Genomic DNA, 12,772 nt, shown 5'->3' with positions numbered 1-12,772 from the left:
GGGGTCAGGCTGAACCGCGCGCTCAGGCAACCAGCGCGCGGGTGGTATCGACATACTGCTGCAGGCGGGCACGGGCGCTGCCATCGGCGATGACCGCGCGGGCGCGGGCCAGGCCATCGCCGATGTCGCTGGCCACGCCGGCCACGTACAGCGCGGCGCCTGCGTTCAGGGCCACGATGTCCAGCGCCGGGCCGGGAGTGTTGTCCAGCACCGCACGCAGCATGGCAATGGACTGCTCCGGGCCGTCCACGCGCAGGTTGCGGCTGGCCGACATGGCGATGCCGAAATCCTCCGGGTGGATCTCGTACTCGCGCACCTTGCCGTCGCGCAGTTCGCCGACCAGGGTGCCGGCGCCCAGCGAGATCTCGTCCATGTTGTCGCGGCCCCAGACCACCATGGCGCGCTCGGTGCCCAGCTCGCGCAGCACCCGCGCCTGGATACCCACTAAATCGGGGTGGAACACGCCCATCAGCACCGACGGTGCGCTGGCCGGGTTGGTCAGCGGGCCGAGGATGTTGAAGATGGTGCGCACGCCCATCTCGCGGCGCACCGGCGCGACCACCTTCATCGACGGGTGATGGATCGGCGCGAACATGAAGCCGATGCCGGTCTGTTCGATGGCCGCGGCCACCTGCGCCGGCTGCAGCTCGATGGCCGCGCCCAGTGCTTCGACCGCATCGGCACTGCCCGACTTGGACGACACGCTGCGGTTGCCGTGCTTGGCCACGCGCGCGCCGGCGGCAGCGGCAACGAACATCGCGCAGGTGGAGATGTTGAAGGTATGCGAGCCATCGCCACCGGTGCCGACGATGTCGACCAGGTGGGTGGTATCGGCGACCGGCACGGCCAGCGCGAATTCGCGCATCACCGTTGCGGCGGCGGCGATCTCGTCGATGGTTTCCTTCTTCACGCGCAGGCCGGTGAGGATGGCGGCGGTCATCATCGGCGAGACGTCGCCGCGCATGATCTGCCGCATCAGGTCGACCATTTCGTCGAAGAAGATCTCGCGATGCTCGATGGTGCGTTGCAGGGCTTCCTGGGGGGAGAAGCTCATCGGAATACTCCTTGGATCAGGCAGCCGGGCGCTGCAGGAAATTGCGCAGCAGGGCGTGACCGTGTTCGGTGAGGATCGATTCGGGATGGAACTGCACGCCCTCGACCGGGAACTGGCGGTGGCGCAGGCCCATGATCTCTTCGATCGAGCCGTCCTCGTTCTCGGTCCACGCGGTCACTTCCAGCGCATCGGGCAGGCTGTTCTTGTCCACCACCAGCGAGTGGTAGCGGGTGGCCTGGTAACCGTCCGGCAGGCCGGCGAATACGCCCTTGCCCTCATGGCGGATCGGCGAGGTCTTGCCGTGCATGATGTTGCCGGCACGGATCACCGTGCCGCCGTAGACCTGGCCGATACCCTGGTGGCCCAGGCACACGCCGAGGATCGGCGTGGTCGGCCCCAGGCGCTGGATCAGCTCCAGCGACACGCCCGCTTCGTTGGGCGTGCACGGGCCGGGCGAGATGACGATGCGCTCGGGCTTCTGCGCGGCGATCTCGTCCACGCTCATCGCATCGTTGCGCACCACCTTCACCTCGGCACCCAGCGTCTGCAGGTACTGCACGAGGTTGTAGGTGAAGCTGTCGTAGTTGTCGATCATCCACAACATGGTCAGGTTCCGTCGCTTATCAGGAAAATGGCGTACACGTTTTCGGTGTAGGTGATGGGGCCGGCTTCGATCGATTCGCGCGCGCGCGAGCCGGTTGTCTCGATGCTGGTCGGTGCCGGAGCCGGCGGGCTGGGCGGCGTGACCATGTCACCGCTGCGGGGCCAGTTGCCTGCCTGCACGCCGTAGGCGAAGTTCGGGGCCACGTCGGAGATGCTGTAGAGGCCGGTGATGCGCGCGCCATAGGCCGTGGCAAGGTGCTTGGCGGAGGCACGTGTCTGCGTTGCCGCTTCGGCCTTGAGTTCGCCACGCAGTGCGGCTTCCTTCGAGTAGCCAGGCCGCATGCTGCTGATCTGCAGGTCATCGCTGGCATCGACCGCGCGCAGGAAGGCCTGCAGGTCACCGGTGGTGCCGAAGCTGCCCTGCAGGCGCCGGCTCACCCGCGTCCCCAGGTATTCCTGCTTGCCCTGCACGCTGTAGCGGTAGTCCGGCTGGATGGTCAGGTTGTCTGCCACCACGCTTGCCGGCAGTGCATGGTTGCGCTTGAACGCACCCAGCACCGCATCGACATTGCCCTGCACGCGCGAGCGCGCTGCATCCGGCTGAAGGTCGGTGGACTTGACCAGCAGTTCGACGGTGAACCGGTCCGGCATCACCGTGCGGGTACCCTGCCCCTTCACCAGCAGGTGCGGCTGCGAGGGAATGGTGTTGGCCTGCGCCCACGCAGACGGGGCCATCGTGGCCAGCAGCGACGACCACAGCAGAACGCTCAGCAGCTTCATGCGGTACTCCTTGTCTTGAATGGAAACAGCGAAGGGTGCTGCGGCTCAGGCCACAGCACAGGGAAACTCACAGGCCCTTGGCGGCCTGGGCGACGGCGCGGAACAGCGCGCGGCCCTTGTTCATCGTCTCGTCCCATTCCTTGTCCGGGTCGGAGTCGTAGACGATGCCGGCGCCGGCCTGCACATACAGGCGGCCGTCCTTGATCACCGCGGTGCGGATCGCGATCGCAGTATCGGCATCGCCGTGCCAGCCGATGTAGCCGATGCTGCCGGCGTAGACATTGCGCTTGATCGGTTCCAGCTCGCGGATCACTTCCAGCGCGCGGATCTTCGGCGCGCCGCTGACCGTACCGGCCGGGAAGGTGGCGCGCAGCACGTCGGCATAGCTCAGGCCCGGCTGCAGCTGCCCGGTCACTTCGCTGACGATGTGCATGACATGGCTGTAGCGTTCGATCACGAACTGCTCGCCCACTTCGACGGTGCCGGCCTTGGACACGCGGCCGGCGTCATTGCGGCCCAGGTCGATCAGCATCAGGTGCTCGGCGCGTTCCTTCGGATCGGCCAGCAGCTCGACCTCCAGCGCCTGGTCCAGCTCCGGCGTGGCGCCGCGCGGACGGGTACCGGCGATCGGGCGCACGGTCACTTCACCGTCCTGCAGGCGCACCAGGATTTCCGGCGAGGAGCCGACCACCTGCAGGTCGCCAACATCCAGGAAATACATGTACGGCGACGGGTTCAGTGCACGCAGCGCGCGATACACATCCACCGGGCGCGCCTTGAACGGCACGCTCAGGCGCTGGCTGAGCACCACCTGGAAGATGTCGCCGGCACGGATGTATTCCTTGCTGCGCTGGACCGCGTCGACGAAGCCCTCGCGGGTGAAACCGGAAACGAAATCGGACTCGTCCAGCACGTCGCTGGTCAGCGGTGCCGGATAGCCTGCACCCGGCGCACGCAGTTTGGCGGTCAGTGCATCCAGGCGGGCCTGGGCCTGCTCGAAGGCGCCTTCGACACGCGGGTCGGCATGCACGATCAGGTACAGCCGGCCCTTCAGGTTGTCGAACACTGCCAGCTCATCGGAGTGCAGCAGCAGGATGTCCGGGGTGCCCAGTTCGTCACGGCCGGCCGGCGAGGCCAGGCGCGGCTCGATGTAGCCGATGCATTCGAAGCCGAACCAGCCGACCAGGCCACCTGTGAAGCCCGGCAGGCCTTCCAGCTTGGGCACCGAGTGGGCGCTGCGCAGCGCCTCGACCTCGGCGAACGGGTCGGCCACCTCACGGGTTTCCACCACATCGCCGTGCTCGCGTACGGTCAGGGTGAGGCCGTGGAAGGCGTACACGCGGCGTGCCGGCAGGCCGATGATCGAGTAACGACCAAAGCGCTCGCCGCCTTCGACGGATTCAAACAGGTAGGTATTGGGGCCGTCGGCGAGCTTCAGATAGACCGAAAGCGGCGTGTCCAGGTCGGACAGCACTTCGCGGACAACGGGAATATGGGTGTGGCCTTCAGCGGCCTGCTGCTGAAACTGAGCGTGCGAGATCAAGACGACTTTCCTTCCGGGACACAGCGTTATGGGGACGGACGACGGCAACAGGCCACCATCGCCACCAACGGCGTGCGGAAGAAAGGGTATGCGGGGTCGTCAGGCTGGACACCCAATGACTGTATCGCAGCTTTGGCCGCAGGGAAACCCTTTGGCGACGGGCGGCTTGTCTTCGCCCTAGCCCATCCGCCGCGCCTGTTCCTGGGTCTCCTGCACCTGCTGCTGGGCCAGCGCCCCCCCCTGCGCCTGCTCGCGACTGGCGTTGATCGCGTCGATCTGGGCAGTGCTCGCGCTCAGCGGCTGGGCCATGCCCGCCGCCACCTCGACGTGGGCATGGCGGCGGTGCGCGGCGTTCAGGTCGGTCGTATCCACCGCGAAGGCGCGGCGGTGATCCTCGCTGAGCACCACGTGGGAAATGGACTCCAGCCCCTCGCGCTTGGCCTGCACGGCCAGCGCACCGGCGAGCTGGTCGCTCTGCAGGTTCGGCACGCGGTTGTGGGCGGCATCCAGGGCGTGCACGCCGGTCTGTGCGCCATTGAACAACCGGTAATCGGCGTGGCCAGGGTCGTTGATGCCGGGCCCGCGCGCAGCCGGTTCTGCCGCCACGCCGGCGCGACGGCCATCCTCCGGAGGTTGTATGCGCTGGTGCTGCTCGACCAGCTTGCGGGCGGCGGCTTCCTGCTTGATCAGTTCCGAATCCAGGCTGGGGATGACGGTCTCGGCCATGCCATGGCGGGCCGTTGCCTCGCCAAATGCTGGACCGATGTTACGGATCAATCGCGCGGACTGGGCAAGATTGGAGAGCTTCACCGCATCCAATGGCAGGGCACCGGTGGGTACATGCGTTGCTGCCGCGGTGCCCACCCCCACACTGATACCCCCGACCGTCGCCATGGCAGCTGGCGCTTGGGCGGTAACGCCCTTCACCTTCGATGCCACCAGGTCATAGCCGCGGTCCACATGAGCGCCGGCGGTGGCAAAACCGTTCTGCAGCTTGCCGGCCACCCACTGCCCGTCATGGCCGATGGCAGTGGCCGTCCGCTCGCCAAAGGCACGCGTTCCCTCGGCATCGGCATGTGCTTGTCGCGATGCATGCACCGCGCGTTGCTCGCCCGTAGTACGTGTCCTTTCGGCCTCTTTGGCCAACCTGTCGGCCGCGTCATCCAAACCGATCCGACCGGCCACCCAAGACAGCGCGGATATGCCGTGGGAACTGGCCTGCGATTGCGCCCGATGCAGGGTCGCCTCGATGCTTCCAGTCAACTCGCGCCCGGAGGCGATCACGGTGGTGGTCGCCCGGGTACCCACCTGGAGGGTAGTCGACCCCATGTTCACGACCTGGCCGATGGCCATGCCCTGGGTCCTCAGGATCTGCTCCGCGCCATCACCCGCCCTGTCCAGCACGTGCGCGCCGGCCGCACCCGCGCGCTCAACCTGTTCACCAATCACACGTCCTCCGCGCATGCCGTAGCCAGTGGCGTGCAGCACCGTGGACAGCGGTCCAGCCAGCTCTGCAACCTGGCTTGGCGCCGCTACCTGCGAACGATTGACGATATTGCCCTGTGCGTCGCGTGTCTTGGCCTCAAGCAGCAGTTCGGCACGGCCAGCGGCCATCGGGATATTGCGCAGAGCTTCCTGCCCCGGCTGTGTCGCCAGTTGTTCGATGAACTGCGCCGCGGACGTCTGCGCACCCGGTGGCATCATCTCGCGCAGCTTGTCGCCCACCAGCTTCTGCATGGCGGGCTCCTTCAGCAACATGCCCATTTCATTGGCAAGCACGCCATAGCCGCGACGCTGCTGCTCGCTCAGGCGCTGCATGCCGTTCTGCACGTCATTCAGCACCTCGCCGGTGGTCTGGTAGGTATGCACGCTTTGTTGCGGGTTGAAGGTGGGCAGACCATTTTCCTTCGCGAAACGTGCCGCCGTTTCCGGATGCAGGCCTGCCGCATTGAAGGTGGTGGCGCGTGCGCCAGTGACGGCCGACGCAGCCGAGGCCATGCCACCGCCGAGGGAGTGGCCGGCGATTTCGAAGTTGTTGCCAATGCGATCATTCAGCTGCGTGGCAAGTGACATGGCGCGATCGTAGTAGTCGCTTCGCATCCCAATGCCTTGCTGCCCATTGTTCAGAAAATCTTCGCCACCAGACTCGCGCCATCCATTCGGTGCAAGAGGGTCGACGATCTTACCGGTAGAGCCCTTGTAGACCACCACCGGCTTTGCGTCTGTACCGAAAAGCTCTTTGTCGGGAATATATATCTCCGCGCGGAATCCAGACTGCGGCGGTTGCAGAAGCTCGCGCAACTCTTCGTCAGACATGTTGATGCCTGCAGCGCGCAGCGCATCCGGATCGGAGCTGCCGCGCGTCCATCCCACGGGAGGCGCACCTTCGTGCTTGGCTGATTGATAGACATCAGCTGCGAGACCAGACATTTCACGTGCGTGATAGGTCTCCTGAAGACGATCAGCCTCTCTGTCATTGCCGCTTTCCCGCAGCTGTTGAACGAGAAGATTCTGCTCCTGGAGGGCGCGCACGCGCGCCTCGATGTCAGTTCCATTCATGGCAAACTCCATTGCGCCGGGCACGGGCTTGAGCACGCGATGCTTATCGATTATCAGAACTTTTTGCTAATGTCACGCTTCAGCCCAATCATCAGGATGATAATGCCCATTCACTTTCACAAATGTGTGCAGAAGGCCCTCCTCTCCGCGGCTTGTCTCACACTTTTGCTGATCAGCGGCTGCGCGGCATCATCGAGTCATGGAGCAGACCAGTACTTTGAAGGAAAGGCTCTGCAGCTGGCCATCGCCACTGAAAGCGGCGATTCAAAGGCTATTCACCGCCTCATCGGTGAAGAAGGGGTCGATCCGGACAAGACGTTCTCGCGCGAAGACGGGATTCCCATGGTCGCCTGGCCTCTACGCGCAGGCAATCTGGACGGCCTCCGCGCACTTCTGGAAAACGGCGCAGATCCAAATGCCCGCGCCTACAAGGTCGTGGATGGCCGCAGACTTGGCTACAACAACGCCATGGTCTATGCCGCAAAGCTGGACGACCCGCGATACCTGCAATTGCTGCTTCAGCACGGTGGAGACCCCAACACGCGGAACTCAGCGGGCGAAACGTTGCTGTTTCAAGCCTTCATTGCGGGCAATCAGTGGGAAAACGTGAAACTGCTGATTGAGAATGGAGCGAACATCAATGAATCCAATCGCGGCACAGCCGACACAGTACTGAGCTGGTACACCACCCGGGGTGGATTCGAGCATGCCTATTGGCTGCTGGAACACGGGGCAGACCCTACGGTACTGCTGAAATCCTCCGTCGGCGCCCCCGACAGAATGCTGATCGCCGAGCACATCTTCTGGGGCATCACTACACCCGATCTTCTACCATGGCAGAGGAAGTGCCAGCAGTGGCTCGTCACACGCGACATCCCTCGTCCCCCGATGCCGAAAGGCATCCGCGACAAACGTGAAGCCTTCGGCTTCCCCACGAAGGAAGAAGATATTCCGCTGCTGTAATTCCTGTATCAGCGGCCGGAAAGCAGCACACAATCCTCCGGCAGGTGCATCCGCACCCTGCCCGCCACGCATTCGATGCGGAAGCTGCGTGCCTGCACCGGTTCGCCGTCCAGGTTCAAGGTCAGCGGCTGCGGTGCGTCGATCTGCAGCCACGGCAGCTGCGCGCGCGTGGCGACACGTTCAAGCGCCGCTTCCTTGCCGCCGGTCAGTATCTGCCCAAGGGTGGCGGCGACTTCACCGTCCAGTTCCGGCACCACGGTGATATCCAGCAGGCCGTCATCGATCAGTGCCTGCGGGCACAGCTGCTGACCGCCACCCGCCTGGCGGCCGTTGCCGATACCCAGCGCGATGAACCCACCTTCCCACTGGAAATCCGGCCCGCTCAGGCGCGCGGTGATCGGTTCGATGCGCCCGAGCTTGGCGATGCCGGTGATGACATACGCCAGACCGCCGAGCATCTTCTTCAAGCCCGCATCGGTTTCCACCGTGACCTGGGTACCGAAGCCGCCGCTGGCGAGGTTGGCGCACCACCATGGCTTGCCGTCGGCATCGACACGCAGCAGGTCCATCGGACGCGGCGTACTGCCGGCAATCAGTGCGAAGGCCTCCTGCGGCTCCACCGGAATGCCGGCAGCGGTTGCGAAATCGTTGGCGGTGCCCATCGGCACCAACGCCAGTGAAGGCAGCGCCCCGGCCGGCTCGTCACGATGCGCCAGCGTCTCGGCCACCGCGCTCAGCGTGCCGTCGCCACCGGCCGCCACGATCACGTCCACGCCGTGGTCGATGGCCTCGGCCACGTAGCGCTCGGCGTCACCGTCTTCCCAGGTCACCCGCACTTCCAGCTGCACGCCACGGTCGCGCCAGTGGCCCACGGCCTCGCGCAGGTCGTCGTTGCCTGCGGACTTGCCGTTGAGGATCAGGCGCCAGCGCGGTGTGCTCATGCGGTACATCCAGGGAAAGGCGGCACAGGCTAGCAATCGCGCGTTCGGGGCCAGTGAAAGACGCTGGCAACCGTTCAGGTCAGATGGTTGGGCTCGCCAATGCAGGATGTCATGCAGGTGTCATCGGCGGCCCGGAGAATGGAAGGCCATAGCAGGGACGACGGATGGAGGCAGGATCAGCCTCCCACGCATGCAGCAAGGCCACGCCGGTTTTTGGCGTGGCTTTTTTTTTGCGGCGCGGCGCTGCATATCGGCTTACAGGTAGGCATCGATGGGACTGTGCAGGAGGCAGCTGTCGAAGGTCTCGATACTGCGCAACATCGCTTCATCGATTGCGTACTGCTGCAGCAGAAGGGTGAGCGCCTCAATGCCGGTCACGAACCTGCGCTCCACCCGCGTCTGCGCGTCCTGCACGGCGTAGTCGTAGTCGAAGCCATGGGTGGTCTCGGTGAAGCGTGCGGCATGGGTGATCAAGCGCAGCTCGAAGGTCTCTTGTTCGCCGGGAATGACATGGGCGAAGCAGCGCAATCCGGTGTCCACCGAGGCCAGCTCCGCCGCCATCGGGCATCCCTTTTCGAGCGCTGCGAACGGCGGTGGTGGCGGCAACGGGTGCCGGCGGCGCCAAAGCACGAAGGCGCGCTCGATGTCATGACCAGCAGCCTGAAGATCGATGGCGGCGTCGGCGGCGCCCGATCCTGTGCGGTGCCTGTAGTCGGCCACGAGCTGATCAACCACCAGGACGTGCGCCTGTGACAGGTCACCGCCGGAAGCCTCCAGCGCCTGCCTGCAGACAGCAATCGAGGCCGGCAGCCGCTGGCGGAGCGCGGCAATGGCGTATTTCATCGGCAGGCCAGTCACCAGGACACGGTCTACCCGGCGAATGCCTTCAGCGCCTCGCCTTCCAGCCGGTAGACCGTCCACTCGTCCTGCGGCTTGGCGCCGGCGGCGGTGTAGAAGTCGATGGCCGGCGTGTTCCAGTCCAGCACCGACCACTCGAAGCGGCCGCACCCTTCAGCCACCGCCTGGCGGGCGATGTACTTCAGCAGCGCCTTGCCCGCACCGGAACCACGCTTTTCCGGGCTCACGTACAGGTCTTCGAGGTAGATGCCCTTGCGGCCCAGCCAGGTGGAATAGTTGTAGAAATACACCGCGTAGCCGATGGCTTCGCCGTTCGCCTCGCAGATCAGCGCGCGGGCGGTGGCGTCGGCGCCGAACAGGCTTTCGGCGATGCCGATTTCATCGGTCTGCACCGAATGCTCGGCCTTCTCGTAGATCGCCAGTTCGCGGATGAAGCGCAGGATCAGGCCGGCGTCGGCGACGGTGGCCGGGCGGATGTTCAACACGGCCACCGTGCTCATGGCTCAGCCCCGTGCCGCAGCGACGTTGGCGCGCATCTGCGCGATCACGTCCTGGTAGCTGGTCTTGGCGTTGAAGATGGCCGAGCCGGCAACAAAGGTGTCGGCACCGGCGGCAGCGATCTCACCGATGTTGTCGGCCTTCACGCCACCGTCGATCTCCAGGCGGATGTCACGGCCGCTGGCGTCGATCTTCTTGCGCACCACGCGCAGCTTGTCCAATGCCGACGGAATGAACGCCTGGCCGCCGAAGCCCGGGTTGACCGACATCAGCAGCACCAGGTCGAGGTCGTCCAGCACCCAGTCGAGGATATCCACCGGGGTGGCCGGGTTCAGCACGATGCCCGGCTTGCAGCCCAGCGAGCGGATCAGCTGGATGGTGCGGTGCACGTGGCGGCTGGCCTCCGGGTGGAAGCTGATGTAGGTGGCGCCGGCCTCGGCGAAGTCCGGGATGATGCGGTCCACCGGTTCGACCATCAGGTGCACGTCGATCGGTGCGGTGACGCCGTGCTTGCGCAGCGCCTGGCAGACCATCGGGCCGATGGTCAGGTTCGGCACGTAGTGGTTGTCCATCACGTCGAAATGGACCCAATCGGCGCCAGCGGCCAGGACGTTGTCGACTTCTTCGCCCAGGCGGGCGAAGTTGGCCGAGAGGATGGAAGGAGCGATGAGGCAGTTGGACATGGCCGGGGCCTTCGGAACGGGGAAAGGGGTCTCCCGCCCGCAGGCGGGACTGTGGGGTCAGCGCTTGCGCAGGGTCTTGATGCGGTCGTAGGCGGCGTTGATGCGCCGCGACTTCTGCTCGGCCTGCTGCTGCAGCTCGGGGGCGGCGCCGCCCAGCTTGTCGGGGTGGTACTGGGAGATCAGCTTGCGGTAGGCGCGCTCGACCTCGGCATCGGTGGCCTCGGAGGTCAGCCCCAGCTCGCGGTAAGGGTTCTCCTTGTTCAGGCGGAACCAGTCGCTGTCAAAGGCATGTCCCAGCAACAGGCCTACCACCGCGCCGAACAGCGGATTGGGCCGGAACAACAGGGCCCCGGCGATGAAACCGAGCAGTTTTCCGTACCAGCGCATGGCGCTCCGGGGTCGGCCGACGAAATGGACGCTCATTTTACGTCACAGCGGGCCCAGACCGCTTTACACTAGGCCGCCCGCTGGTCAGCGGGCCCGCCGGGTCCGTTGGGCAGCCGTATCGACGAAGCCCCAGGAGTGCCCGTGCCAACCACGCTGTTGCAATCCGATCTCCCCGGCCTGCCCTTGCGCCACCGCGGCAAGGTGCGTGATGTGTTCGATATCCCGCGCGAGCGGCTGCCGGCCGGTACCCCGCCGGGGGACTACCTGTTGATGGTCGCCACCGATCGCCTGTCGGCGTTCGACGTGGTCCTGCCCGACCCGATCCCGGGCAAGGGCGAGATGCTCTGCCAGGTGTCCAACTTCTGGTTCGCCAAGACCGCGCACCTGATGCCCAACCACCTGACCGGCATCGACGTGGCCAGCGTGCTGCCCGAGGGCGTGGACGCGGCCCTGTACGCCAAGCGCGCGGTGGTCACCCGCAAGCTGAAGCCGGTACCGGTGGAAGCGATCGCCCGCGGCTACCTGATCGGCAGCGGCTGGAAGGACTACCAGCGCACCGGCAAGGTCAGCGGCATCGACCTGCCCGACGGCCTGCGCCAGGCCGAGCAGCTGCCCGAGCCGATCTTCACCCCCTCGACCAAGGCCGCCGTGGGTGACCATGACGAGAACATCGACTTCGACGCGATGGTGAAGACGGTCGGTGCGGAGATGGCCGAGCGCGTGCGCGACGCCACGCTGCGCATCTACAAGTTCGCGGCCGATTACGCGCGCGAGCGCGGCATCATCCTGGCCGACACCAAGTTCGAGTTCGGTACCGACGCCGATGGTCGCCTGTACATCATGGACGAGATGCTGACGCCGGATTCCTCGCGCTACTGGCCGGCCGACGAGTACGAAGTGGGCACCAGCCCGCCGAGCTACGACAAGCAGTTCGTGCGTGACTACCTGGAGACGCTGGACTGGGGCAAGACTGCCCCGGGCCCGAGCATCCCGGCCGAGATCATCGAGCGCACCCGCGCCAAGTACGCCGAGGCGCTGCAGCGCCTGGCCGGAATCAGCGTCGACTGATTCCCCTGCGCCCCCGGCCGGCCTGGCTGGGGGCGTTCTGAATGCGGTGGTGCCGGCCGCTGGCCGGCAACCTAGGCGGACCTGCAGCCAGGCATGGCCTGGCTCTACTGTCGGCCCCGGCCGGGGTATGCTGGCCGCATGCAGACCACCACCCAGCTTGCGCGTCCGATCGACCGCTACTTCGCCAGCTACTCCGACGATCACCGCAATGTGGTCAACCAACGCATCCACGTGGTGGCGGTGCCGGCGATCCTGTGGTCGGTGGTGGCCCTGCTGTGGTGCGTGCCGCCGCTGATCACCTGGTTCCAGTACGGCATCTGGTCGGCGTTCGCGATGTTCAGCGCCTGGTGCTTCTACAACAAGCTGTCGCGCCCGCTGGGCATCGGCATGCTCATCCAGTTCTTCGTGTTCGGCTGCCTGTGCCGGCTGCTGGAAGCGGAAATCGGCCTGCACAATCTGTTCTGGCTGGCGATCGGCGTCTTCGTCGTCGCCTGGATCGCGCAGTTCATCGGCCACAAGTTCGAAGGCCGCAAGCCCAGCTTCCTGACCGACCTGACCTACCTGCTGATCGGCCCGGCCTGGGTGATGGCCAAGGCCTATCGCAAGCTCGACTGGCGCTACTGACCGGCGTCACCGCATCGACGCCTTCGTTTCCTGAACGGGCAGATGCCATCACCCACACTGCACGGCGCGCCTGCCAGCCTGCCGCGGTGACCTCCTCTCCCAGCCCCGCCCGACGGCGGCGGTCCCTGTGCGACAGGGGCTGCGGTCTCCCTGCGTGGGCGTAGGGTGGACCCGTCAGTCAGGTCCTGACGGGGCATCCACGCGGCATGCT

The 12,772-nt window shown here is 65.7% G+C and carries 13 protein-coding genes; 3 read left to right on the top strand and 10 right to left on the bottom strand.

The window, feature by feature from the left end; genetic code table 11:
* Positions 1-22 precede the first annotated feature (22 nt).
* From trpD to HFK18_RS06570, 5 genes are all read right to left on the bottom strand, one after another.
* Entirely contained in the window at positions 23-1,054 is a 1,032-nt protein-coding gene (gene trpD, locus HFK18_RS06590; RefSeq protein ID WP_180165228.1) for an anthranilate phosphoribosyltransferase, read from the bottom strand.
* Positions 1,055-1,070: 16 nt separating this feature from the next.
* Positions 1,071-1,658 carry an aminodeoxychorismate/anthranilate synthase component II gene (locus HFK18_RS06585; protein WP_088101793.1) on the bottom strand — a complete coding sequence of 196 codons (588 nt, stop codon included), beginning with the start codon at positions 1,656-1,658 and terminating at the stop codon, positions 1,071-1,073.
* A gap of 2 nt (positions 1,659-1,660) precedes the next feature.
* Complete coding sequence (locus tag HFK18_RS06580; protein ID WP_257216099.1) at positions 1,661-2,392, bottom strand: SIMPL domain-containing protein; 732 nt, start codon at positions 2,390-2,392, stop codon at positions 1,661-1,663.
* 112 nt (positions 2,393-2,504) lie between these two features.
* Positions 2,505-3,980 (bottom strand): anthranilate synthase component I, encoded by a 1,476-nt coding sequence (gene trpE / locus HFK18_RS06575; RefSeq protein WP_180165224.1) that lies wholly within the window; start codon positions 3,978-3,980, stop codon positions 2,505-2,507.
* A 177-nt stretch (positions 3,981-4,157) separates the two neighbouring features.
* A complete protein-coding gene (locus HFK18_RS06570; protein ID WP_257216083.1) occupies positions 4,158-6,539 on the bottom strand; it encodes an XVIPCD domain-containing protein in 2,382 nt (793 codons plus the stop codon).
* A 39-nt stretch (positions 6,540-6,578) separates the two neighbouring features.
* Here HFK18_RS06570 and HFK18_RS06565 point away from each other — a divergent pair, with 39 nt between their 5' ends.
* Positions 6,579-7,502: an ankyrin repeat domain-containing protein gene (locus tag HFK18_RS06565; RefSeq protein ID WP_257216082.1), complete on the top strand. Its 924-nt coding sequence runs from the start codon at positions 6,579-6,581 to the stop codon at positions 7,500-7,502.
* 8 nt (positions 7,503-7,510) lie between these two features.
* Here HFK18_RS06565 and yegS read toward each other — a convergent pair whose 3' ends face one another.
* From yegS to HFK18_RS06540, 5 genes are all read right to left on the bottom strand, one after another.
* A complete protein-coding gene (yegS, locus tag HFK18_RS06560; RefSeq protein WP_180165222.1) occupies positions 7,511-8,443 on the bottom strand; it encodes a lipid kinase YegS in 933 nt (310 codons plus the stop codon).
* A gap of 255 nt (positions 8,444-8,698) precedes the next feature.
* Positions 8,699-9,286 carry a hypothetical protein gene (locus tag HFK18_RS06555; RefSeq protein ID WP_180165220.1) on the bottom strand — a complete coding sequence of 196 codons (588 nt, stop codon included), beginning with the start codon at positions 9,284-9,286 and terminating at the stop codon, positions 8,699-8,701.
* A gap of 26 nt (positions 9,287-9,312) precedes the next feature.
* Entirely contained in the window at positions 9,313-9,792 is a 480-nt protein-coding gene (locus HFK18_RS06550; protein WP_180165624.1) for a GNAT family N-acetyltransferase, read from the bottom strand.
* Between the two features lie 12 nt (positions 9,793-9,804).
* A complete protein-coding gene (gene rpe, locus HFK18_RS06545) occupies positions 9,805-10,482 on the bottom strand; it encodes a ribulose-phosphate 3-epimerase (protein ID WP_180165218.1) in 678 nt (225 codons plus the stop codon).
* Between the two features lie 57 nt (positions 10,483-10,539).
* A complete protein-coding gene (locus HFK18_RS06540) occupies positions 10,540-10,869 on the bottom strand; it encodes a DnaJ domain-containing protein (RefSeq protein WP_025874605.1) in 330 nt (109 codons plus the stop codon).
* Positions 10,870-11,010: 141 nt separating this feature from the next.
* Between HFK18_RS06540 and HFK18_RS06535 the strand changes: the two genes are divergently transcribed.
* Both HFK18_RS06535 and HFK18_RS06530 read left to right on the top strand, forming a co-directional pair.
* Positions 11,011-11,937, top strand: a complete 927-nt coding sequence (locus tag HFK18_RS06535; protein ID WP_162291998.1) for a phosphoribosylaminoimidazolesuccinocarboxamide synthase — start codon at positions 11,011-11,013, stop codon at positions 11,935-11,937.
* Between the two features lie 138 nt (positions 11,938-12,075).
* Positions 12,076-12,561, top strand: coding sequence for an Mpo1-like protein (locus HFK18_RS06530; RefSeq protein WP_100462165.1), 486 nt, complete (start codon positions 12,076-12,078; stop codon positions 12,559-12,561).
* The last annotated feature ends 211 nt before the right edge of the window (positions 12,562-12,772 follow it).

It is taken from the genome of Stenotrophomonas sp. SbOxS2 (genome assembly GCF_013416715.1).
Taxonomy (GTDB): Bacteria; Pseudomonadota; Gammaproteobacteria; order Xanthomonadales; family Xanthomonadaceae; genus Stenotrophomonas; species Stenotrophomonas lactitubi.
The sequence above is the reverse complement of the archived record's forward strand: the minus strand, read 5'-3'. Positions and strand labels throughout refer to the sequence as shown.